Annotated in this window: 21 protein-coding genes; 8 read left to right on the plus strand and 13 right to left on the minus strand. The window is 57.2% G+C overall.

Annotation, left to right across the window (positions count from 1 at the left end):
• Window positions 1-10: 10 nt before the first annotated feature.
• The 12 genes from mnmE to azu form a co-directional block, all read right to left on the minus strand.
• Window positions 11-1,372: a tRNA uridine-5-carboxymethylaminomethyl(34) synthesis GTPase MnmE gene (gene mnmE / locus B6S09_RS15045; protein WP_094279317.1), complete on the minus strand. Its 1,362-nt coding sequence runs from the start codon at window positions 1,370-1,372 to the stop codon at window positions 11-13.
• Window positions 1,373-1,491: 119 nt separating this feature from the next.
• Window positions 1,492-3,153 carry a membrane protein insertase YidC gene (yidC, locus tag B6S09_RS15050; protein WP_094279318.1) on the minus strand — a complete coding sequence of 554 codons (1,662 nt, stop codon included), beginning with the start codon at window positions 3,151-3,153 and terminating at the stop codon, window positions 1,492-1,494.
• Between the two features lie 4 nt (window positions 3,154-3,157).
• Window positions 3,158-3,403: a membrane protein insertion efficiency factor YidD gene (gene yidD / locus B6S09_RS15055; RefSeq protein ID WP_094279319.1), complete on the minus strand. Its 246-nt coding sequence runs from the start codon at window positions 3,401-3,403 to the stop codon at window positions 3,158-3,160.
• Window positions 3,364-3,726, minus strand: coding sequence for a ribonuclease P protein component (rnpA, locus tag B6S09_RS15060; protein WP_094279320.1), 363 nt, complete (start codon window positions 3,724-3,726; stop codon window positions 3,364-3,366). The genes yidD and rnpA overlap by 40 nt, the downstream gene beginning before the upstream one ends.
• Window positions 3,726-3,860 (minus strand): 50S ribosomal protein L34, encoded by a 135-nt coding sequence (gene rpmH, locus B6S09_RS15065; RefSeq protein WP_094279321.1) that lies wholly within the window; start codon window positions 3,858-3,860, stop codon window positions 3,726-3,728. The genes rnpA and rpmH overlap by 1 nt, the downstream gene beginning before the upstream one ends.
• A 345-nt stretch (window positions 3,861-4,205) precedes the next feature.
• Window positions 4,206-4,946, minus strand: coding sequence for an amino acid ABC transporter ATP-binding protein (locus tag B6S09_RS15070; protein ID WP_094279322.1), 741 nt, complete (start codon window positions 4,944-4,946; stop codon window positions 4,206-4,208).
• A gap of 11 nt (window positions 4,947-4,957) precedes the next feature.
• Complete coding sequence (locus tag B6S09_RS15075) at window positions 4,958-5,623, minus strand: amino acid ABC transporter permease (RefSeq protein WP_094279323.1); 666 nt, start codon at window positions 5,621-5,623, stop codon at window positions 4,958-4,960.
• Between the two features lie 4 nt (window positions 5,624-5,627).
• Window positions 5,628-6,386 (minus strand): amino acid ABC transporter substrate-binding protein, encoded by a 759-nt coding sequence (locus B6S09_RS15080; RefSeq protein WP_094279324.1) that lies wholly within the window; start codon window positions 6,384-6,386, stop codon window positions 5,628-5,630.
• A 182-nt stretch (window positions 6,387-6,568) separates the two neighbouring features.
• Entirely contained in the window at window positions 6,569-7,507 is a 939-nt protein-coding gene (locus tag B6S09_RS15085; RefSeq protein ID WP_243832854.1) for a LysR substrate-binding domain-containing protein, read from the minus strand.
• A gap of 34 nt (window positions 7,508-7,541) precedes the next feature.
• A complete protein-coding gene (locus B6S09_RS15090) occupies window positions 7,542-9,554 on the minus strand; it encodes a CocE/NonD family hydrolase (RefSeq protein WP_094279325.1) in 2,013 nt (670 codons plus the stop codon).
• Entirely contained in the window at window positions 9,538-11,127 is a 1,590-nt protein-coding gene (locus B6S09_RS15095; protein ID WP_094279326.1) for a BCCT family transporter, read from the minus strand. Before B6S09_RS15095 ends, B6S09_RS15090 begins: the two co-directional genes overlap by 17 nt.
• Window positions 11,128-11,407: 280 nt before the next feature.
• Window positions 11,408-11,860 carry an azurin gene (gene azu, locus B6S09_RS15100; protein WP_094279327.1) on the minus strand — a complete coding sequence of 151 codons (453 nt, stop codon included), beginning with the start codon at window positions 11,858-11,860 and terminating at the stop codon, window positions 11,408-11,410.
• A gap of 318 nt (window positions 11,861-12,178) precedes the next feature.
• Between azu and dnaA the strand changes: the two genes are divergently transcribed.
• The 5 genes from dnaA (at window position 12,179) to B6S09_RS15125 (ending at window position 19,044) form a co-directional block, all read left to right on the plus strand.
• Entirely contained in the window at window positions 12,179-13,567 is a 1,389-nt protein-coding gene (dnaA, locus tag B6S09_RS15105; protein WP_094279328.1) for a chromosomal replication initiator protein DnaA, read from the plus strand.
• Window positions 13,568-13,579: 12 nt separating this feature from the next.
• Window positions 13,580-14,680, plus strand: coding sequence for a DNA polymerase III subunit beta (gene dnaN / locus B6S09_RS15110; RefSeq protein ID WP_094279329.1), 1,101 nt, complete (start codon window positions 13,580-13,582; stop codon window positions 14,678-14,680).
• Between the two features lies 1 nt (window position 14,681).
• Window positions 14,682-15,788: a DNA replication/repair protein RecF gene (gene recF, locus B6S09_RS15115; protein ID WP_094279330.1), complete on the plus strand. Its 1,107-nt coding sequence runs from the start codon at window positions 14,682-14,684 to the stop codon at window positions 15,786-15,788.
• Window positions 15,781-18,198 carry a DNA topoisomerase (ATP-hydrolyzing) subunit B gene (gyrB, locus tag B6S09_RS15120; protein WP_094279331.1) on the plus strand — a complete coding sequence of 806 codons (2,418 nt, stop codon included), beginning with the start codon at window positions 15,781-15,783 and terminating at the stop codon, window positions 18,196-18,198. The genes recF and gyrB overlap by 8 nt, the downstream gene beginning before the upstream one ends.
• Window positions 18,199-18,288: 90 nt before the next feature.
• Window positions 18,289-19,044 (plus strand): AraC family transcriptional regulator, encoded by a 756-nt coding sequence (locus tag B6S09_RS15125; protein ID WP_208321761.1) that lies wholly within the window; start codon window positions 18,289-18,291, stop codon window positions 19,042-19,044.
• On the opposite strand, the gene leuA is transcribed toward B6S09_RS15125, so the two are convergent.
• On the minus strand, window positions 19,029-20,705 hold the full coding sequence (leuA, locus tag B6S09_RS15130) for a 2-isopropylmalate synthase (RefSeq protein ID WP_094279333.1): 1,677 nt from the start codon (window positions 20,703-20,705) through the stop codon (window positions 19,029-19,031). The two genes, B6S09_RS15125 and leuA, sit on opposite strands and share 16 nt — an antisense overlap.
• Window positions 20,706-20,882: 177 nt before the next feature.
• On the opposite strand from leuA, the gene ilvD reads away from it, so the two are divergent.
• From ilvD to B6S09_RS15145, 3 genes are all read left to right on the plus strand, one after another.
• Window positions 20,883-22,568: a dihydroxy-acid dehydratase gene (ilvD, locus tag B6S09_RS15135; protein ID WP_094279334.1), complete on the plus strand. Its 1,686-nt coding sequence runs from the start codon at window positions 20,883-20,885 to the stop codon at window positions 22,566-22,568.
• A 148-nt stretch (window positions 22,569-22,716) separates the two neighbouring features.
• Window positions 22,717-23,142, plus strand: coding sequence for an Hsp20 family protein (locus tag B6S09_RS15140; protein ID WP_094279335.1), 426 nt, complete (start codon window positions 22,717-22,719; stop codon window positions 23,140-23,142).
• Between the two features lie 59 nt (window positions 23,143-23,201).
• Complete coding sequence (locus B6S09_RS15145) at window positions 23,202-23,645, plus strand: Hsp20 family protein (protein ID WP_094279336.1); 444 nt, start codon at window positions 23,202-23,204, stop codon at window positions 23,643-23,645.
• The last annotated feature ends 155 nt before the right edge of the window (window positions 23,646-23,800 follow it).

Raw genomic sequence — 23,800 nt, forward strand, 5'->3', positions numbered from 1 at the left:
TAATCACGCTTTACTTCCCGATACAAAAACTCGAGAAAATCCGGCCCAGCAGATCGTCGGAGGTGAATTCACCGGTAATCTGGCTGAGTTGCTCCTGGGCCAGGCGCAGTTCTTCCGCCACCAGCTCGCCGGCCATGTATACTTCCAGCTGCTCTTTCGCCATGATCAGGTGCTGGTCGGCATGGTGCAGGGCGTCCAGGTGGCGCTGACGGGCGCTGAAGCCGCCTTCACCGCCACCCTGGAAGCCCATGCAGGCCTTGAGATGTTCCTTGAGTGCCTCCACCCCTTCACCGGTACGGGCGGAAATGGGATAGACCGGGTGCTCACCGTCGCTGCTGACGGTAAGCGCCTCACCGGTGAGATCTGCCTTGTTACGCACCACGGTCAGGCCGATGTGGGCCGGCAGCCGGTCGATAAAGTCTGGCCAGATGTCCTTGGGATGCAGCGCCGAGGTGGTAGTGCCGTCCACCATAAACAGAATACGGTCGGCCTGTTCAATCTCGGCCCAGGCCCGCTCTATACCGATACGCTCTACCGCATCACTGGCCTCGCGCAGGCCGGCGGTGTCGATGATATGCAGCGGCATGCCGTCCAGGTGAATGTATTCCCGCAACACATCCCGGGTGGTGCCGGCGATGTCGGTGACGATGGCCGATTCCTTGCCGGCCAGTGCATTGAGCAGGCTGGACTTGCCGGCGTTGGGCCGGCCGGCGATCACCACCTTCATGCCCTCGCGCATAATGGCCCCCTGACGGGCTTCCCGTTGAACTTCGGTCAGACGGTCCATAATGCCGTAGAGTTCGCCGGCGATTTTGCCGTCGGAAAGAAAGTCCACTTCTTCGTCGGGAAAATCGATGGCCGCTTCTACATAAATACGCAGGTGAGTAAGTGCTTCTACCAGGCCGTGTACCCGGGTGGAAAACTCACCTTGCAGGGATTGCAGCGCCGAACGGGCCGCCTGTTCGCTGGAGGCTTCGATCAGATCGGCAATGGCTTCGGCCTGGGCCAGATCCAGCTTGTCGTTGAGAAAGGCACGTTCGCTGAATTCACCGGCCCGGGCCGGACGCAGGCCGGGCAGGGTCAGAATACGGCGCACCAGCATGTCCAGTACCACAGGGCCACCGTGGCCCTGCAGCTCGAGCACGTCTTCGCCGGTGAAGCTGTTGGGACCCTTAAACAACAGGGCGATACCCTGGTCCAGTACGTTGTCCTGCTCGTCCCTGAATGGCAGGTAATCGGCATAGCGCACTTGGGGCAGCTTGCCGAGCACGGCCCGGGCCACGGCCTCGGCCTGGGGGCCCGAGACGCGGATGATGCCGACGCCGCCGCGTCCGGGGGCGGTGGCCTGAGCGACGATGGTGTCGTTGGACATGGGTTCTGTTACTCCGGAATGTGGCTGTTCAGTTCAGTATGGCGGTGATAGCCACCCATAAAAAAGGCGGCCCTCAGGCCGCCCAGTGTATTGTGTTAACGCCGTTCAGGCCAGTGGCCTCAGGACGCGGCCTTGCCGTGCAGGCCTTTCTTCTCCAGCTGGCGGAAGATATACCACTGCTGGGTAATGGTCACCACGTTGCTCACCAGCCAGTACAGGGTCAGACCGGCAGGGAACCACAGGAAGAAGAAGGTAAAGATGATCGGCATAAACTGCATTACCTTCTGCTGCATCGGATCGGTGATGGTGGTCGGGCTCATCTTCTGGATGATGTACATACTGGCACCCATCAGAATGGGCAGCACGAAGTAGGGATCACGCACCGACAGATCGTCAATCCACAGCATAAAGGGAGCGTGGCGCAGCTCAACAGATTCCATCAGTACCCAGTAGAGGGAAATGAAGATGGGCATCTGGATCAGAATAGGCAGACAGCCGCCGAGCGGGTTGACCTTTTCCTTTTTGTACAGCTCCATCATGCCTTGAGACATCTTCTGGCGGTCGTCGCCGTAGCGCTCGCGCAGGGCCACCAGCTTGGGCTGCAGCATGCGCATTTTGGCCATGGAGGTGTACTGAGCCTTGGTCAGCGGATACATGATACCGCGCACCACAAAGGTGGTCAGAATAATGGCCAGACCCCAGTTAACCGCAAAGCTCTGCAGGAACTGCAGCAGCTTGAACAGCGGTTGGGCAATAAACCACAGCCAGCCGTAGTCTACGGTCAGATCCAGGTTGGGAGCCACTTCAGCCATTTCATCCTGCAGTTTAGGACCCAGCCACAGCTTGGCACTCAGATTCTGCTCGGTGCCTGGTGCGACAGTGGTAACCGGTGCCTTGAAGCCGATAATGCCCTGGCCCTGGTTGTTCAGGAAACGGGTGTAGAACTGGTTTTCACCGTTTTCCGGTGCAATCCAGGCAGACACGAAATAGTGCTGCAGCATGCCAATCCAGCCGCCTGCGGTGGTCTGGTTGAGGTGGGCCTCGCGGACGTCGCTAAAGCTGTATTTGCTGTAGCGGGTTTCGCTGGTGGAGTAGGCCGGGCCGCGATAGGCAGAGGCCATCAGCATGCTGCCACCATCGTCGCCGGGCTTGCTTTCGCTCTGTTTGAGCTGAGCGTAGAGCTGAGCCTGTACCGGCTGGTCGCTTTGGTTGTTAATATCGTAATTAACACCGACAACGTGGCTATCGCGCTCCAGGGTAAAGGTCTTGGTGAAGGTCACGCCGGCTTCATTGGTGAAGGTCAGCGGAACACTCAGGCTATTTTCGCCTTCGGCCAGCTGATAGCTTTTTTGCTCCGCGTGATACAGCGGGCGGCCATCGGCGCTGGCGTCGGGGCCGTCACGACCAATCAGGCCGCTCTGGGCCACGTTGACGAAGTTGGCATCATTGGTGAGCAGGACGAACTTGTCGTCGGAGTTGAGCTCGTCGTCATGCTCCAGCAGTTCGGCACGCACAATGTCGCCGCCCTGGGTGTCGATAGTCAGCTTCAGAGTGTCGGAGGTAATGGTAACCAGCTGACGGCTGGCAGTAACGGGGGCATCGGCAGGTACTTCACCACCGGCCTGGTCCGACTCGGGAATAAAACTGTCGTCGCCTGTGCTGGTTTGAGTACTTTGTTGCGCCGTTTCTGGCTGTGGCGCGTTATCCGTTTGCCACTGTTGCCAGATGAGAAAGCTCACCAGCAGCAGCGCAATAACAAGTATGTTGCGTTGGGATTCCATAGTGTCAGTTTCTTCGCTTTGTCGGGACCGGATCGTGGCCGCTTGGACCTAAAGGGTGGCATTTTAATAGACGTTTGATAGTTAACCAACCGCCTTTTACAAAACCGTGGAGTCGGATGGCTTCTATCGCGTATTGGGAGCAGGTGGGAGTAAAGCGGCACCTGGGGCCGAGCAAAGGACTGATAACCAGCTGATAGAGCCGGATCAGGCCTATGCCGAGCTTTTGCAACGGCGAGAGAGGGTGCGCCATAGCCTTTCCATCAGCTCGAACAGTTCGTCGTTGGGCACATCTCCGATGCCTTTTTTGGCGATTACCACAATATCAACTGCAGGCAGTTTGTGCTGCTTCAGCCGGAATGATTCCCGAGCGACCCGTTTGACCCGGTTGCGCCATACGGCACGCTTGAGCGCTTTTTTGGGTACAGCAAGACCAAGTCGGGGATGTTCCAGACCGTTGGGTTTGGCAAGCAGTGTTATATGAGGAGAGGCGGCTCGGACGGGGTTGTCGAAGACGTTTTTGAATTGAGCGGGAGTTAACAGACGTAACTCCCGTGAAAAGGCATGCCGGGCCATTAGGCGCTCAGACGGGCACGACCTTTGGCGCGACGAGCACGCAGTACCTTACGACCACCGGCAGTGGCTTTGCGAGCACGGAAACCGTGGCTGCGCTTGCGCTTCAGATTTGAAGGTTGAAAAGTGCGTTTCATTGTTATTACCGCTTCAGTTAACTGTACAGTTTGATCGCCATGACAAAGTGTCGGGCACTCACCGGGACGACCCATATAATTAAGAGGCCGAATTCTAAACAGTTAAGTGCTTGCCGTCAATCTGCATGGCATGAATACCGAACCGGGCCTTTTGCATGCTGGCCAGACCGGATCGTTCCCGGATCCATCAGGATCAGAGGGTGGAGAATTATACCTGTGTCAACGATCTTGGCAACTTGGTTTACGCGCTACTGCGCGAAAATATTGAGGATCGACGGATAATCAGCTGGGTTTCCCCCTCGGGGCCGGTGCTCTCGAGGGGGGGATCAACGCAGTCGCTGAAGATTATGCCGCTGGCAGTACCTTGCGCAGAAAGGCGCGGGTACGTGGATCCTGTGGGTTGGTCAGCAGCTCGGCGGGAGGGCCCTGTTCCACGATGCGGCCGCCGTCCATAAAGATCACCCGGTCGGCCACGTCCCGGGCAAAGCCGATTTCGTGAGTGACCACCACCATGGTCTGGTGTGCCAGCGCCAGCTTTTTCATCAGTCCCAGCACTTCATCCACCCATTCCGGATCCAGTGCCGAGGTAGGCTCATCAAACAGCATAACTTTGGCGTGACTGGCCATGGCCCGGCCAATGCCTACCCGCTGCTGCTGACCGCCGGAGAGAGATGATGGATAAGCACCGGCCTTGTCTGCCAGGCCGATGTCACCAAGGATGCGCAGAGCTTCTGTTTGTGCGTCGGCCCTGGTTTTTTTCCATACGGTGATCAGCCCTTCGGCAATGTTGTCGCGGGCGGTCTTGTTGGCGAACAGGGCGTAGTTCTGAAACACGAAGGAGGTGCGTTTGCGCAGCTCAATGGCTTGTTTACCGCTGTGCTTGGCCAGATTGATGGTAAAGCCGTCGATCTCCAGGCTGCCGGCCTCGGGGGTTTCCAGCAGGTTAAGACAGCGTAGCAGGGTGGATTTACCTGTGCCCGAGGGGCCCAGAATCACCACTATTTCGCCCTTGTTGATGTCCAGGCTGATGTCATTCAGTACCGTCTGGCCGTGATAGACCTTGGTCAGATTACGTAATTTGATCATGGTGCCTCTGGTTAATAAGCCGCGTTCAGACGGCGTTCCAGCCGGCCCTGCAGGTGGGTGAAAAACACCACCACCGCCCAGTAGATCAGCGCCACGGCAATGAACGACTCAAAGAACTTGAAGCTGCTCGAGGCTTCCTTCTGGGCCGATGCCATGATTTCCGCCACCCCCAGAGTAAAGGCCAGTGAGGTGCTTTTGATCATGTCGATGAAGTAGTTCATCAGCGAAGGTGTGGCAATACGCGCCGCCTGGGGCAGGATAATGCGTTTCATCGCCTGACCCCGGGTCATGCCGATGCTCATGGCTGCTTCCATCTGGCTTTTGTGAATACCCAGAATGGCGGCGCGAATCGACTCGGCCATATACGCGGCGAAGTGCAGGGTCAGACCGATCACGGCGGCGGTAAAGGCGTTCATGCCGATAAAGACGGGCATGATCTGGGGCAGGCCGTAATACAGCAGAAACAGCTGAACCAGCAGCGGCGTTCCGCGGAAAAACGAGATAAACAGCCGGGCCAGGGCATTCAGTCCCGGCAGCTCAAAGGTTCTGATCACCGCCAGGGTGCCGGCGATGATCAGCGCGAATACAAAGCCCAGCAGCGCCATTTCCATGGTGGTGCCCAAGTACTTGAGAAGGATGGGAAACAGCGCCAGGGTGTAGTCGATATCAAATTGCATGGAATTATTTACTGGTAATGTCGGCGTTCAGCCATTTTTCGGAAATGGCCTCAAGCGAGCCGTCGGCACGCATATCGGCCAGTGCCTGGTTTACCTCGGCCAGCAGCGCCTGCTGTTCGGGCTTTCTTACAAAGGGAAAGGCGTTTTCCATGGTTTCAAAAGGCTTGCCGGCCAGTTGCAGTGGCAGACCTGCTTCGTTGATCAACTGGGCGGAGCCGACTCTGTCCATGACAAAAGCATCAATCCGGCCCAGAGCCACGTCCTGCTCCAGGTTGGTTTCGTAGGTGATGATGTCGATCTCGTTGTTGGTGTCGTGCTTGCGCATCATCTGCTCGAAGTTGGAGCCAAGGTTGACCGCCACCTTCTTGCCCTTGAGATCGTCCAGGCCCTGAATGCTGTCGTTACCCTTGCGCACTACAATCTGTGCACCGTCATACACGTAAGGGTCGGCGAAGTCGTATTTTTCCAGACGCTCGGGAGTCACGGTGATCTGGTTGGAAATGGTATCGATGCGACCAGTATCCAGCATGCCGAACAAACCGGAGAAGTTAGTGGTTACAAACTCTACATCCCGTCCAATACGTTTTCCGATCTCGTTCCAGACATCCACTTCGAAGCCTTGCAGTTTGTCCTGTTTAACGAAGGTAAAAGGGAAATAGCGTCCCGACATGCCTACTTTAACCGGATCGGCGGCCATGGCGGGGGTGAGCAGGGTGGCGGACAGGGCCAGGGCGGTGCCCAGACGGCGAAGGGATGCAAACATGGTAACTCTCCTCATTAAAACCCGGGCGTAACAACTGCGCCCGATATCATTACAGCATAAATGACGGGAGTCTTTTTATACCAGCCAAAACCGGGAGACCAGTTTTTTACACGTTTTTAACCGGGAAAGGAGTTGGGCTGGTGAAAATAACTCATTAAATAAATAGAATAAATTGTAAGTACTTACTCCTTAAGAAGCCATTGCATAAACTGACGAGCTGCTACTGAGGCGTGACGATGGCTGGGCTCCAGCAGGCACAAAAAACCCTGGCTGAGCATGCTTTGGGGCAAGGCCTGTACCAGGGCGCCTTCCTGCAGGTAAGGCTGCAGCAGTCGCTCCCAGCCCAGGGTTATGCCCTGACCGGCCAGCGCTGCTTGCATCAGCAGCAAATAGCTGTTGGCTTTGAGAGTGTGGGCCGGCGTATGCCAGGGCTGCTCAATGCCGGCAAACCAGTCCCGCCAGGTAAGCCAGTCGTGGTAATGATCTTCCAGTTCCAACAGGGTGTGCTGTTCCAAAATGGATGACGGCCCGGTAATAGGGCCTTGTTGTTGCAAGTAGCTTGCACTGCACAGGGCGATCACCGGCTCCGGGCCAAACACAGGGCGAATATGCACTCCCTCCGGTTCCCGTTCGCCGGGCAGCAGGTAATAGAGGGCCAAATCGAACTCGCTGGGATCGAGCCGGCGCGGATCCTCGGCGGTAAGGATTCGAATGTCGAGCTGCGGGTAGACCTGTTTCAGCTCGGGCAGCTGGCGGGTCAGCCACATGGATGCGACGGTCGGGCTGGAGGCCAGGGTCAGTTGCAGGCTGCTTTGGCGTCGGGTCAGCTCGGCCGTGCCGCAGGCCAGTTCCCGCAGCAGCCTTTGCACCAGCTCGAAATAGCGCTCTCCTGCCGGCGTCAGCACCACGCCCAAGGCGTCACGCATAAACAGCGGTCGGCCCAGGCACTCTTCCAGTCGTTTGACTTGTCGGCTGATGGCGCTCTGGGTCAGATTGAGTTCGGCGGCGGCCTGGGTAAAGCTGCGGCGGCGAGCCGCCGCCTCAAAAGCCTGCAGACAGTTGAGGGGCGGGAGTGGCGAGATCCGTTGAGACATGGCGGTGCATAAGGTGATGGCTGACAACAGGCATTACTTTACTCCCGCTGTTCCCTGATGGCTACTGAGCCTGGCGCGGAATACGATATTCCCAGAGCTTATCGTTAAAGGGCTCGTCATCATTGAGCCAGGCTTGCTGGTGAGCGCTCAGGTAGTAGTAGTTTTCGTCGCCTCGCATGCTGAGGGTGCTTTCTACCCGTACCTGCCAGTCATCGCGGCCGGCCCGGTACAGCCAGCGAATGTCGGCCCGGGTGGCATCGGGATCATAAGGCCGGGTGCGGTATTCTTCGGTAGCGGTTTGCTCCACCCAGAAACCGTGATCGAGAAAGCGGTAGGTGCCCATGTCGTCCTCTACCCGCAGGCAGACTTCACCGCTGGCTACGTCTTCGGTAATGGTGCGCCTGGGTACGGGCTCGCGCAGGTAGTCCATATTTACTGGCGGTGCCGACTCGGGTGGCAGGAATGGGTTGTCGATGGCTTCACCGTCAAAAACCGGCAACAACAGTTGCTGGACGCCGGGAGCCAGGGTCAGGGTGGTCAGCTTGCGGCTGGGCCACAACAATGGGAAATGGGCGGTGGAAATGGCCACCCGCAGCCGGTGACCGGCGGGGATTTTATAACCCATGTTGTCAAGCACTATCTCAAAGTCCATGTTTTCTCCCGGCACCGGCGGGGTGTACTCGGCGCGGTCATGGCGCAGGCTCAGGTTAAGGGTGCCATAGGTGATCAGCGTCGCACGGTTATCGGGAGCCACATCGTTCAGGCGCACCGTGACCTGGCCACAGTCCTGATCTACTGCACCGGTCAAGCGTACTCTGGGGTTACCCAGCAGCGGCAGCGCTTCGCTCAAGGGGGGACTGTCAAAGCACAGCGACTGGGCATCGTCCCGGCGCTGATCGGTGGGAAAGTCCGGGCCGAACCAAATGGCGCAGTATTCGCCGCCGTGCACGCCCGTGGTCAGCGGGGAGCAGATCGAGGCTGCGCTGGTCAGCGAGTGCTCACCTTCGCGCAGGCCGCCGTCGGTCAGGCTGAAGGTTCTGGTGTTGACCTCGCGGGCAGGCCAGGCCTCGGTCTGCACCCAGTTACCGGCGCGATGGGCCGCCATGGCTACCGGCGGCTGGGCTTCCTGCAAATAGAAGGTACATTCGGGCTCGTCCATGATGCCGGTATCGATGTCCTTGAGCCAGTGATCCCACCAGCGTAGCGATTCCTGCAAAAAGCCGATGGCCGGATCGGGAATGGCGAAGTGGGGATACTTGTGGATCCAGGGGCCAATCAGTGCCTTTTTAGGGCAGGTCAGGTGTTCCATCATACGCACCGGGGTATTGCGGTAGGCATCGCCCCAGCCACCGATGCAGTACACCGCTGCCTCGATATCTGCATAGTTTTCGCAAATGGAACCGTGCTGCCAGTAAGCGTCCCGGGTGCCGTGCTCGACCCAGGGTTGAGCCAGCAGCGGCATATTCTCCAGTCGGTATTTCCAGCGCTCCAGCCAGTCGTCGCCCACCAGCCGGGGGTCAGGTACGGCGGCGGAAAAACTCAGCATGGTGGCAGCCCAGCCCAGATTTTCCAGCAGCAGGTTACCGCCCTTAAAGTGTACGTCGTCGGCATAACGGTCGTCGGTGGAGCAGATGGTGATGATCGCCTTCAGCGGTTCGGGCCGGCACGCGGCCAGCTGCAGGCTGTTGAAGCCGCCCCAGGAGATACCCATCATGCCCAGCTTTCCGCTGCACCAGGGTTGACGGCTTATCCAGTCGATAACTTCAAGAGCGTCGTCCTGCTCCTGCTGGAGATATTCATCCAGCATCAGACCGTCGGACTCGCCGTTACCGCGAATGTCCACCCGCACGCAGGCATAGCCGTGGCCCGCCAGGTAGGGATGGGTGAGGGCGTCGCGCACCGCGGTGCCATCGAGCTTGCGGTAGGGCAAGTACTCCAGAATGGCGGGCACCGGGTTCTGCTCCGCGTCTTCTGGCAGCCAGATGCGAGCCGCCAGTTGAGTGCCATCCTGCAGCGGGATCAGGGTGTGCTCGATTTCACGTACTCGACGGGGAAATTCATGCTTGATGTGCATTGGCTGGAACTCCTTCGATGGCGGATGAATGGGGGGCGTCGGCCGGTTCAGCGGCGAACGATACCAGGGCCGGGTTCGACAGCCAGTGCCAGAGCGAGCCGCTGGCCAGCAAAATAATGAACATGGCAGGCAGGCCACCCAGGTTGGATAGCATCTTGACGCCGTCGATGCCGACAAAGGACACCATTACCCAGGAGACGGTGCCGATCACCGTACCCCACAGCACCTTGATGCCAATGTTGCTTTCGAGATCGCTGTCGGCGGTCAGGCCTCGGGTGCACAGGCCGCCAATGGCATCGGTGTTGGAGTCGGCGGCGGTGACGTAGGAGATAAAGGCGATAAAAAGCAGCAGCACGATCATCAGATGGCTGCCCGGCAGCTGCTCAAAAATGTGATAGAGCACATGCTCCACACCCTTGTTGTTGAGCACGTCGTTGAGACCGGCAGCTTGCTGCATGTCCAGGTAGATAGCAGTGCCGGAGAAGATGCAGATCCACACAATGGCGAACAGCGCCGGGTACACCAGGTTGATGCGAATGAACTCGCGCACCGTGTAACCCCGGGCGATTTTGCCCAGGAACAGGGCGGTGACCGGAGCCCAGGCGAACCAGACTGCCCAGTAGAAGATGCTCCACCACTGGGGCCAGGGATCGCTGGCGGCGGCGCCGGTAAACAGGCTACGGGAGAAGAAGGTATCCAGATACAGGCCAAGAGACTCGGTACCCAGGGAGATTATGAAGATGCTGGGGCCGAAGCAGAACATGAACGCGCCGAGGAACAGCAGCAGCCAGGCGTTGAGCGCCGACATACGGGCGATGCCTTTCTTCAGGCCGCTGGCGGCGGAGAATACAAAGGTAGTGACGATCAGCGCAATGATCACGCCCAGGCGTAACGGACTGGTGTCGCCGCCCAGGTATTGACCGGCACCGCCGGCCAAGGTAAGGGCTCCGGTGCCCAGGGATGAGGCCATGCCGGCCACCAGAGCATAGAGGGCAATGGCGTCGATCACACTGGCGAAGCGGCGGGTCAGACGCGGACCCAGTACCGGTTCAATCATACTGCCGATGGAAAAGCGTTTACGCTGGTTGTAGAAGGCCAGAGCGAACACCAGGGACGGGATGGTGTAGATGGCGTAGGGGGTAAAGGACCAGTGCAAAAACATGGTAACCATGGCAAAGCGGGCGGCGTCGGGAGAGCCGGCATCCAGACCGGCGCTTTCGGGCGGACCAAACAGATGATACAGGGGTTCGGCGGTGGTCCAGAACAGTACACCCACTGCCAGGGTGGTACATAGCGTAATGGAGAACCAGCGCCAGCGGCTCAGCAGTGGCTCGGCCTGGTCTCCGCCAATACGGATGCGGCCCAGGGGTGAAAAGTACACCATCATTGCCAGCACCAGCAGGTAGAGACTGCCCAGGCTGAACAGCCAGGAAAAGTTATCGAGAATAGCGCTGTTCAGCGACTTGGTGATGGCGAGAAAGGTGTCCAGATCCTGATAGCTGGCAAGCAGGGCGCTGATCAGCAATAAAAAGGTCGGCCAGAATACCACGGGCCGTATATTGGTCAGTAACATAAAGAATCACTCCATGATCGGGTACTGCATATCCTGTTGATTATGTTAGAAATAGAGTCAAATAGACTGGAAAACCGAAAACTATTTCAACATTGCGCTTCAGTGTGCAGAGTCCGTGCTAATGGCTCAAATGACATATGCTCACAAGGTCATGCCTCAAGGACATGGTGCCGGGAATGGGGATTGTTTAGGGAGGTTTGTGCAGACGGAAGGGGAACAGCAAAATAAATAAAAATGCCGGCTGACGCCGGCACAGATAACGAAGTGATATGGGCAGAGTTTACTCGGTAATAACAAATTTGCCTTTCATCATGCCGATGTGGCCGGGGAAGGAGCAGAAATAGCTGTAATCGTCGCCTGCGGCCATGCCCTCTGTACTGAAGGTTACAGAGGTGCTTTCACCACCGCCAATCAGCGCGGTGTGGGCCAGAATGCGTTCGTCGCTGGTGTCCAGGTAATCGTTATCGGCACCGGCACTGATACCTCCGGTAGCAATGGCCTGCATGTCTTCGGTTTTGCTCAGTACCCAGTTATGGCCCATTACTTTTTTTTCCAGATTACCGGTGTGGTTCAGTGTCAGGGTCACTTCCTTGCAGCTGGCGGGCACGCTCAGTTCCTGCTGGTCATACTGCATGGCATCGTTGCTGTCGATGGTCAGAGTACACTCATCAGCCAGAGCGGGCAGGGCAGCAGACAACAGCACCAGGCCAGCCAGAGACTTAACTATATTCATGCCAAAACTCCTCGATGTGATGGAAAAAACAAAGCTACCCGTCAGGGTCAGGAGCTACCATGACACAAAGCAATAATAGTTATCAATACACATTTGACCAGGATCCCGCAAATGGCAGGGATCTTCTGTTCACCAGAGCGGACACAATCTGTGTGTAGCTTGTTTATAAAACTGAGGATCCTGTGAATGAGGTTGTGGTTTATTCACAGATGTCAAGGATCATATTTTTCAGGATCAGGTCGATCCGGCTAGAGATCCTCGAGTCCGACAAGTAGAATGATCCCCCCCTTGATTGATCCCTTTACTTCAGGAGTTCGAATGAGCGCTATGCTTTGGCAGCAGTGTCTTGCCCGGCTACAGGACGAATTGCCTTCCGCGGAATTCAGCATGTGGATCCGGCCGCTGCAGGCAGAGCAGGGCGATGAGACCCTGACCCTGTTCGCTCCCAACCGCTTTGTGCTGGACTGGGTACGAGACAAGTACCTTATCCGTATTAATGGCCTGTTGGGCGAGTTTTGTGGCAACCAATGCCCTCAGCTCAAGTTTGAGGTGGGTAACAAGCGCGCTCAGGTTAATCTGATGGCCGGCAGTAATGGCCAGAGCCAACGCAGCAGCAAACCGCAGCCGCAGCCTCAGGTGGTGCCTTCATGGAGTGAGCAGGAAGCGGAGCAGCCGCGGATCAATCACAAGAGCAATATGAACACCAACTACACCTTTAACAACTTTGTTGAAGGTAAGTCGAACCAGCTGGCCCGGGCCGCCGCCCGGCAAGTGGCCGACAACCCGGGTGGTGCCTACAACCCGTTGTTTCTTTACGGCGGCACCGGTCTGGGCAAGACCCACCTGCTGCATGCGGTGGGCAATGGCATTCGCGAGCGTAAGGCCGATGCCAGAGTCATCTATATGCACTCTGAGCGCTTTGTACAGGATATGGTGAAAGCACTGCAGAATAATGCCATTGAGGAATTCAAGCGTTATTACCGCAGTGTGGATGCGTTGCTGATCGACGATATTCAGTTTTTCGCCAACAAGGAACGTTCCCAGGAAGAGTTTTTCCATACCTTTAATGCGTTGCTGGAAGGCAATCAGCAGATCATTCTGACCTCGGATCGTTACCCTAAAGAGATCGACGGGGTCGAGGATCGTCTTAAATCCCGCTTTGGCTGGGGTCTGACGGTGGCGATTGAGCCTCCTGAGCTGGAAACCCGGGTCGCGATCCTGATGCGAAAGGCCGCTGAGAACAAGATCCACTTGCCTGATGAAGTCGCTTTCTTTATTGCCAAGCGGCTGCGCTCCAATGTGCGTGAGCTGGAAGGAGCGCTGAACCGGGTGATCGCCAACGCCAACTTCACCGGCCGCTCCATTAATATCGATTTCGTACGCGAGGCGCTGCGGGATCTGCTGGCGTTGCAGGAAAAGCTGGTCACCATTGATAACATTCAGAAAACGGTGGCGGAGTATTACAAGATCAAGGTGGCGGATTTGCTGTCCAAGCGTCGCTCCCGTTCCGTAGCCCGGCCGCGGCAGCTGGCCATGGCTCTGGCCAAGGAGCTGACCAACCATTCATTGCCGGAAATTGGCGATGCTTTTGGCGGGCGGGATCACACCACTGTGCTGCACGCCTGTCGCAAAATTGGCCAGCTGCGGGAAGAGAGTCATGATATAAAGGAAGATTATTCCAACCTGATTCGAACCCTGTCTTCCTGATCGGAGAGCCCCATGCAGTTTACCATCAGCCGCGAAGCCCTGTTGCGCCCTTTGCAACTGGTATCCAGTGCCCTGGGAGGGCGGCCCAACCTGCCTATTCTCAACAATATTCTGCTGAGTGTGGGTGAGGACTCCCTGTCAATGACCGGCACGGACACTGAAGTGGAAATGGTGGCCAGAGTACCGCTGGAAGGTGCCGTCACCGCTGGCCGCACCACAGTGCCGGCGCGCAAGCTGCTGGACATCTGCCGCGGTCTGCCCGACGGCGCTGAGCTGATCTTCAGCCAGGAAGGAGAGCGGCTGTTGCTGCGCTCCGGTCGCAGCCGTTTTAACCTGTCGACCTTACCGGCAGAAGATTTCCCCAATATTGAAGAGTGGTCTTCCGAACTGGAATTCGACATTAACCAGCTGGCACTGAAGAAGCTGATTGAAGCGACCCAGTTTTCCATGGCGATTCAGGATGTGCGCTATTACCTGAATGGCATGCTGTTTGAAACCGACGGTCACAGCCTGCGCACTGTGGCCACCGATGGTCACCGTCTGGCGACCTGTCAGCGTGAGCTGGAGCAGGAACTGCCGTCCCAGCAGGTCATTGTACCCCGCAAGGGCGTGCTGGAGCTGGCCAAGTTACTGGAGCATGAAGATCAGGAGGTTCGCTTGCAGGTCGGCAAGAACAACCTGCGTGCGGTAACCCAGGGCTTTACCTTTACTTCCAAGTTGGTGGATGGTCGTTTCCCTGACTACCGCCGGGTGTTGCCCCGTGAAAGTGACAAAACGCTTATCTGCGATCGTGAAGGCCTGAAGCAGGCCTTTACCCGGGCGGCGATTCTGTCCAACGAGAAGTTTCGCGGGGTGCGCCTGAATATGCAGGGGCAGACGCTGAAAATCACTGCCAACAACCCGGAGCAGGAAGAAGCCGAAGAAATGCTGGATGTGCAGTATGACGGCAGTGATCTGGAGATTGGCTTTAACGTTTCCTATGTGCTCGATGTGCTTGGTACCCTCAAATCGGAACAGGTCAAAATCAGCCTGAAAGATGCCAGCAGCAGTGGTCTTATTGAAGCCGAAGACAATGGCGATGCACTTTATGTGGTAATGCCCATGCGGCTGTAATATGGCCCTGCTTAACCTTCAGTTAAAAGATTTCCGTAACATTCGCCATGGCCGGCTGGTGCCGGCCTCGGGTATCAATGTGCTGGTAGGAGCCAACGGCAGTGGCAAGACCAGCCTTCTCGAAGCCATTCATTACCTTGGTGTGGGCCGCTCGTTTCGTACTCATCTCACCGGTCGGGTGATCCAGCAGGGTGAACAGGCTTTTACCCTGTTTGCCCGGATTCAGGGCAATACAGAAGAAGGCCTGCCGGTCGGCCTGTCCAAAACCCGGGGGGGAAACACCCGGCTCAAGGTGGCGGGACGGGTTGCCGAGCGTCTGGCCGATCTCGCTCATATTCTGCCCATTCAGTTGATCCACCCGGAAGGGTATAATCTGTTGACCGGCGGGCCCAAGTTACGGCGTGCTTATCTGGATTGGGGGTTGTTTTACTCTCATCCGGAATTTTTTGCCGCCTGGGGCCGTTTTCGACGTTTGCTGAAACAGCGTAATGCGCTGCTGCGACAACAACGGCCTTACCGGGAACTGGGCTATTGGGAGCCACAACTGGTCGCCGCTGGTGAAACACTGAGCGTTTTCCGGCAGGACTACGCGGAGGCCATAGCACCGGTTATTGCGGCCATTGCCGCCGATTTTCTGCCGGAATATGAATTCAGCTTCGACTTTTTCCGGGGCTGGGACCGGCAATCCGATCTGGCCACCGTGCTGGAGCAGGGGTTTGAGCGGGATGTTAAGCTGGGCTATACCCAGTCTGGGCCGCACAAGGCCGAGATAAGAATAAAAGCTCAGGGGATGCCAGTGCAGGACTTATTGTCCCGCGGCCAGCTCAAATTGCTGGTGTGCGCCATGCGGCTGGCCCAGGGGCTGTATTTAAAGCAGCAGTCCGGTAAGGACTGTATTTTTTTGATCGACGACTTTGCGTCCGAGCTGGACCAACATAAGCGGAAACTGCTGGCCGGGCGGCTGAACGAGCTGCAGGCCCAGGTCTTTATCTCCGCTATCGATACTAACCAGCTCGGTGACATGATCACACGGGATAACAGTAAGCTGTTTCACGTGAAACAGGGTGAAATCACCGAAACCCAGGAGTGCAAGCAAGCCAATGAGTGAACACACTTACGACTCTTCGAGTATCAAGGTATTGAAAGGTCTGGATGCAGTCCGCAAGCGTCCGGGCATGTATATCGGCGACACGGATGATGGTACAGGCCTGCACCATATGGTGTTTGAGGTGGTGGATAACTCAATCGATGAGGCGCTGGCCGGCCACTGTAAGGACATTATTGTCACCATTCATGCCGATGGCTCTGTTTCCGTGTCCGATGATGGCCGGGGCATACCAACAGACATTCACGAGGAAGAAGGCCGCTCCGCTGCCGAAGTCATCCTGACCGTGCTGCATGCCGGCGGTAAATTCGACGACAATTCCTACAAAGTATCCGGTGGTCTGCACGGTGTGGGGGTGTCGGTAGTAAACGCCCTGTCGGAAAAACTGCAGCTGACCATCTGGCGCAACAATAAGGTCCATGAGCAAACCTATCGTCATGGTGAGCCGGAAGCGCCGCTGGCGGCCGTAGGTGATACTACCCGCTCTGGTACGCAAATCCGGTTCTGGCCTAGCGATCAGACCTTCAGCGACACCAATTTCCATTACGACATTCTGGCCAAGCGTCTGCGCGAGCTGTCTTTCCTCAACTCCGGCGTGTCCATCAAGCTGCTGGATGAGCGTGACGGCAAGGAAGTGCACTTCGAGTACGAAGGCGGTATTCAGGCTTTTGTGGAATATCTGAACCGTAACAAGACCCCTATTCATCCCAAGGCGTTTCACTTTACCAGCGAGCGGGAAGACGGTATTTCGGTGGAAGTGTCCATGCAGTGGAACGACTCCTATCAGGAGAACATCTTCTGCTTTACCAACAATATTCCCCAGCGCGACGGTGGTACTCACCTGGCCGGTTTCCGGGCGGCCCTGACCCGTACCCTGAACGGCTACATGGATAAGGAAGGTTTCAGCAAAAAAGCCAAGACATCGGCTTCCGGTGACGATGCCCGGGAAGGTCTGACCGCGGTCATCTCGGTCAAGGTGCCCGATCCCAAGTTCTCGTCCCAGACCAAAGACAAGCTGGTGTCTTCCGAGGTGAAGACCGCCGTGGAACAGGCCATGGCTGAGCGTCTGCAGGAGTTCCTGCTGGAGAACCCCAACGACGCCAAGATCGTGGTCAACAAGATCATCGACGCGGCCCGGGCCCGGGAAGCGGCGCGCAAGGCGCGGGAAATGACCCGGCGCAAGGGCGCCCTGGATCTGGCCGGCCTGCCCGGCAAGCTGGCCGACTGCCAGGAGAAAGACCCGGCGCTGTCCGAACTCTACATAGTGGAGGGTGACTCGGCGGGCGGCTCCGCCAAGCAGGGGCGCAACCGTAAGTATCAGGCCATTCTGCCGCTCAAGGGTAAAATCCTGAACGTGGAAAAGGCCCGCTTCGACAAGATGCTGTCGTCTCAGGAAGTGGCCACCCTGATCACCGCCCTGGGCTGCGGCATTGGCCGCGATGAGTACAACCCCGACAAGATGCGTTACCACCACATCATCATCATGACCGATGCGGACGTCGACGGTGCCCACATTCGTACCCTGCTGCTGACCTTCTTCTACCGGCAGATGCCGGAGATCATCGAACGCGGTTATGTCTACATTGCCCAGCCGCCTCTGTATAAGGTGAAAAAGGGCAAGCAGGAGCAATACCTGAAAGACGAACCTGCCATGTTGCAGTACCAGACCAGCCTGGCCCTGGACAATGCCACCCTGCACGTGAACGAGTCGGCCCCGGCCATCGGCGGCGGGCAGCTGGAAAAGCTGGTGAACGACTACCGCAAGGTACAGGAGCTGATCCAGCGCCTGTCCCGCCGGGCGCCGGAAATCGTGCTGAACGAGCTGATCTATCAGCCCGAGCTGAGCCTGGAAGCCCTGACCGATGAAGCTCAGGTCAACGCCTGGCTGGCGGCGGTCAATGAGTCGCTGGTAGAGAGCAACACCAACGGTACCCAGTACCTTCTGGATGCGGTGTTCTCGGAAGAGCGCAACTGTCACCTGCCACGGGTGAAGGTGCGTCAGCACGGCATTGAGCGCGAGTTTCCGATCAGCTATGACTTTTTCGCCTCCGGCGAATACCGCAGCATAGTGGAGCTGGGCCAGGGCATTGCCAACCTGATTGAGGAAGGCGGCTATGTGAAACGCGGCGAAAAGACCAAGGTGGTGTCCAGCTTTGCTGAAGCTCTGGACTGGCTGATGAACGAAAGTAAGCGTGGACTGTACGTACAGCGCTACAAAGGGCTGGGTGAAATGAACCCGGAGCAGCTGTGGGAGACCACCATGGATCCGGAAACCCGCCGGATGTTGCGGGTGACCATTGAGGACGCCGTGGCCGCCGACCAGCTGTTCTCTACCCTGATGGGTGATCACGTGGAGCCGCGTCGCGACTTTATCGAGACCAATGCGCTGAGGGTGGCCAACCTGGATATATAACGCCGTATACAGCAACATAAAAGGGAGCCAATGGCTCCCTTTTTTATTTACCATGGTTCCCGTTGTCTGAGACCAGAGGGAAGGACTCCAGTGCTGTTTAATGAACATAGCCCGGTACGGCCGGTGCAGGCCTATGCCAAGGATTACCGCCATGGCGACCATGAGCCGGAGCATCAGCATGCCTGTGCCCAGTTGATCCAGGCGCTCAACGGCATTGTGCGGGTGGACACCCGGGAGGGTACCTGGATTATTCCGCCGGGGCGGGGTGTCTGGGTGCCGGCATATACCCCGCATCAGCTGCGCATGAACGGCCCTGTGCAGTTGCGCACCCTGTTTATCGACTCCCTTGCCCGGGCTGATCTTCCTGCCGATTGCTGTGTTGTGGAAATCGGCGATTTGCTCAAGGCGTTGATCGTGGCCGCTATCGACATTCCTGACGACTACCACAGCGGCGGCCGGGCCGAACGGGTAATGGAACTGATCTTGGATGAGTTGCGGGTGTTACCTGTGCTTGGCCTGAATCTACCGGGACTTGCCAGCCCCGAATTACAAGCCCTGGCGCAGGAGGTGCATCGCCTGCTGTACCAGCCCTGGTCGCTGTCCCGGGCTGCGGCCTGGCTGGGTGTAAGCGAGCGCACCGTCTCCCGTCAGTTTCAGCGAGAAACCGGCCTGACCTTTGGGGAATGGCTGCGGCGCAAACGCCTGCTGGAGGCGCTGGAAGCCCTGGCGGCCGGTCATACCGTACTGGATGTGGCACTGGCGGTGGGTTACGACAGTCAGAGCGCTTTCAGTGCCATGTTCCGGCGTCGTCTGGGGGTATCGCCCACTACCTATCTGGGAAACTGATCGGCGAGGGCGGCGCCGGTAATATTGATCACCGCCTGCAGTCCCGCCCTGGCCGAATCCGTGTCGATACCTACGCCATGGCGACTGAGTTCTCCATGGCGGCACTCCAGATAGGCGACTGCCTTACTGCGGCTTGCCTGGCCCAGGGTATGCTCATGGTAGTCGACGATGTCGAGTGACAGGCCGTAATGGTGGTTGATGGCATCCATCATGGCGGATAACAGGCCATTGCCGTGTCCCTGCAGCGAAATGTGTTCACCGTTGGTATTTATCTTCGCCCTGAGTGTAAGCCCGTTATCGCCGGACTCGCTGGCGTAATCCACCAGCGTCAGCCGGGCCGGCTCGGTCAGGCCATATTCCTGCCTGAACAGTGCCCATATCTCCGCGACCGGCAGCTCCTTACCAGTAATGTCTGTCGCCTCCTGTACCCGCCGGCTGAAATGCTGTTGCAGGCGGCGGGGGAGTTGCAGACCGTGGTTCTGCTCCAGCAGCCAGGCGGCCCCACTTTTGCCTGACTGGCTGTTGACCCGGATCACCGCCTGGTAGTCACAGCCGACGTCCGCAGGGTCCAGGGGCAGGTAGGGGATGCGCCAGGGAGCATCGGGGTGGCGCGCCTGCTCGGCAAACCCCTTGCGGATGGCGTCCTGATGAGACCCGGAAAAGGCCGTGAATACCAGTTCGCCGGCATAGGGGTGGCGTGGATGTACTGGCAGGCCGTTGCACTCTTCTACCAGAGCGACCAGCTCTCGCAGCCCGGAAAAGTCCAGCCCTGGACTGATACCCTGGGTATAGAGGTTGAGTGCCAGGGTTACCAGATCCACATTACCGGTGCGTTCGCCGTTACCGAACAGGCAACCTTCAACCCGTGTGGCACCTGCCAGCATGGCCAACTCGGCGCAGGCGACTCCTGTTCCTCTGTCGTTGTGGGGGTGCACGCTGATGGTTACATGCTCGGTGACCGGCAGCCGGCTCACGAACCATTCAATCTGATCGGCGTAGACGTTGGGTGTGTTGACCTCGACCGTGGCCGGCAGATTAAGGATCAGCGGTCGGGCATCGCTTGGCTGCCAGGTTTCGATCACTTCGGTGCAGATAGCCAGCGCAAATTCGGGTTCGGTGAAACAGAACGTTTCGGGTGAATACTCCAGTACCCAGTCGGTGTGGCTATGGGTATCGCAATGGTCACGTATCTGTGTCACGCCGCGTACTGCCAGCGCGATCGTGGCTGCCTTGTCCTGACGGAACACCAATTCACGGAACAAAGGTGCGGTAGCGTTATACAGGTGCACAATCGCCCGGGGTGCCCCCTGCAGGGCGGCCAGGGTGCGTTCAATCAGATCCGGCCGTGATTGGGTAATGACCTGAATCCAGACGTCTTCCGGGACATGCTTCTGCTCGATCAGTTCACGTACAAAGGTGAAGTCGGTATTGGACGCTGCCGGAAAGGCCACTTCTATCTCCTTGAAACCACATTGGACCAGCCGTTCGAACAGCCGCATTTTCTGTTCCCGGTTCATGGGGTTAACGAGGGCCTGATTGCCGTCGCGCAGATCGGTTGAGCACCAGCGGGGTGCCTGGCTCAGGGTGTTGGCCGGCCAGTTTCGCTCTGCAAGAGACAAAACATCGGCGCGAGGGTATTTACGGGAAGGGTCGGCGAGCATAACTCAACTCCTGGTTCATAATGGATAGCCGTTTTATCCTGCCCGCCAGAGGGAGAGCTTACGCGCGTGACCGGGACATGGGGTATCGCAAACCAGACACTTTGGCCGGACCAGAAATTACCCTGAACTTACTACACTGAAGGGAGAATGAACGGGTTCTGACAGGGGGCATTCATTATGAGTAATCACAGTCGTAAATATTCCAGCCGGGTGGTGGATGGCAATGCGCGGGCACCGGCCCGGGCCATGTTACGGGCCACGGGATTTACCGACGACGATTTTCACAAGCCTCAGGTGGGTATTGCTTCCACCTGGAGCAACCTGACTCCCTGTAATATGCATATCCATAGTCTGGCGGAAGAAGCTGCCAAGGGCGCCGACGGTGCCGGCGGCAAGAGTGTTATTTTTAACACCATTACCATTTCTGATGGTATCGCCAACGGCACCGAGGGCATGAAATATTCACTGGTGTCCCGGGAGATCATTGCCGATTCCATTGAGGCTGTGGCCGGTTGTGAAGGCTTTGACGGCCTGGTGGCTATCGGTGGCTGTGATAAGAATATGCCCGGCTGCCTGATTGCTCTTGGCCGGCTTAACCGGCCTGCGATATTCGTTTATGGCGGCACCATCCTGCCCGGAGTGAACCACACCGATATTATTTCTGTATTTGAGGCTGTGGGAGCACACGCCAAAGGTGACATGAAAGCCATTGAGGTGAAACAGATAGAGGAAACCGCCATTCCCGGTGCCGGCTCCTGTGGGGGTATGTATACCGCCAACACCATGGCTTCAGCCATCGAGGTAATGGGCATGAGTCTGCCCGGCAGCTCGTCCCAGAATGCGACCTCGGAAAACAAGATACGGGATTGTCAGCAGGCCGGCGAAGCAGTGCTGCATCTGTTGCAACAGAATATCCGGCCGTCCGATATCATGAGTCGGCCTGCTTTTGAGAATGCCATCACGCTGGTGATTGCCCTGGGCGGCTCTACCAATGCGGTGCTGCATCTGCTCGCCATGGCCCATTCTGTGGGAGTGGAACTGACGCTTGATGATTTCAGCCGTATTGGCAAGCGTGTGCCAGTGCTGGCGGATTTGCGGCCCAGTGGTCATTACATGATGTCTGAGCTGGTGGATATCGGTGGCATATTACCGCTGATGAAAATGTTGCTTGATGCCGGCCTGTTACACGGGGATTGCCTGACGGTGACCGGCAAGACGCTGGCGGAAAACCTGGCCGGCGTGCAGCCTTACCCTGACGGCCAGGCCATTATTCGCCCGTTTAACAACCCCATCAAACCCGACAGCCACCTGCGTATTCTTTATGGCAATCTGGCCCCAGGTGGCGCGGTAGCCAAAATTACCGGCAAGGAAGGTCTGGGCTTTACCGGCCCGGCCCGGGTGTTTGATTCGGAAGAGGAAACTCTGGCACGCATTCTTGACGGCACGGTACAGAAGGGCGATGTAGTGGTGATTCGTTATGAGGGGCCGAAGGGGGGGCCGGGTATGCGGGAAATGCTGAGCCCAACGTCGGCCATTATGGGAAAGGGACTGGGAAAGGGGGTTGCGCTGATCACCGATGGTCGATTTTCCGGTGGCAGTCACGGCTTTGTGGTGGGACACATTACGCCTGAAGCCCGGCAGGGCGGTCCGTTGGCCATGCTGGAAGACGGTGACATTATTACCATAGACGCGGAGCATAACCGGCTGGAAGTGCAGCTGACCGACAGTGTAATTGCCGATCGGTTGTCTCGCTGGCAGCCTCCCGAGCCCCGTTATCGACGGGGTGTGCTGGCCAAATATGCTCGTACCGTGGGCTCGGCTTCTTATGGCGCGGTAACCGACGGTCATGACAATGCGCACTAAACGTACAAAAAATTTTCAGCTCTGTGCTTGAAAGTGTGAAAGCCAGTCCTTATATCTTTCAGTGAACAAGGCGGGTTGCTCAGTTGAGGGCCCGTACCGCCCGTCCGCTTGGAGGGCAAATCAATATCGCTCACTGGAGGATAGATTTATGTCACGCTTCGATTTTTCACCCCTGTACCGCTCCGCCATCGGTTTTGATCGCCTGGCGTCCCTGATGGAAAATGCCGCCAATAACGGCAGCAGCGGAAACAACGGTTACCCCCCTTATAACATCGAGCTGCTCAGCGAAAACCAGTACCGGATCTCCATGGCAGTAGCCGGTTTTGCCCGGGGTGAGCTGGAAATTACCAGTCATGAAAACACGCTTATGGTGAAAGGCCACAAGACTCCGGAACAGCAGGGCGGTCGTAACTACCTGTATCAGGGGATTGCCGAACGTGGTTTTGAGCGCCGTTTTCAGCTGGCCGATCACATTAAAGTGACCGGTGCCGATCTGGAAAATGGCCTGCTGCATATCGATCTGGTTCGGGAAGTGCCGGAAGCTGCCAAGCCGAGAACCATCAGCATCGGCTGACAACCATTGTTTTTTCACAACACCATTTAACCTATTGCTTGCGATTGGAGGATAGGAGTATGAGTCGTTTTGATATGAGCCCGCTTTACCGTTCCGCGATTGGCTTTGATCGCCTGGTGGGGGATCTGGAGCACCTGCTGCACGGCAAGAGTAGTGATCAGCCGCCTTACAACATTGAAAAGCAGGATGAAGACCGTTATCTGATCACGGTGGCAGTGGCCGGTTTCGCCGAAAGTGAGCTGGAGCTGTCGGTAGAGCAGAATACTCTGCTGGTGAAAGGCAAGCATGAGCAGCCAGCTGCAGAGAGCCGTTATCTCTATCAGGGGATCAGCAGCAAGGATTTTGAACACAAGTTCCGGCTGGCCGATCATGTACAGGTGAAGGATGCCAAACTGGAACATGGTCTGTTGCGTATCAGCCTGCTCAGGGAAGTGCCCGAAGCACTTAAACCCCGCCGGATTGAAATTGGCGAAGGTAAGGCCCTGGAGCATAAGAGCGAATAACAAATAGCTCGATAACACAACGCCGGCGTCTAGCGAATCCCCTCATAATTCTCTTCTGAATCAGAGAGGTAGACGCGCACCCTGCCGTTTGATCTAATGAATTTCGCCAAAAACACATTAGTTCTCAACGCCCCTATGAGGAGAATGCAGGATGC

It is taken from the genome of Oceanimonas baumannii (assembly GCF_002245495.1).
Taxonomy (GTDB): Bacteria; Pseudomonadota; Gammaproteobacteria; order Enterobacterales; family Aeromonadaceae; genus Oceanimonas; species Oceanimonas baumannii.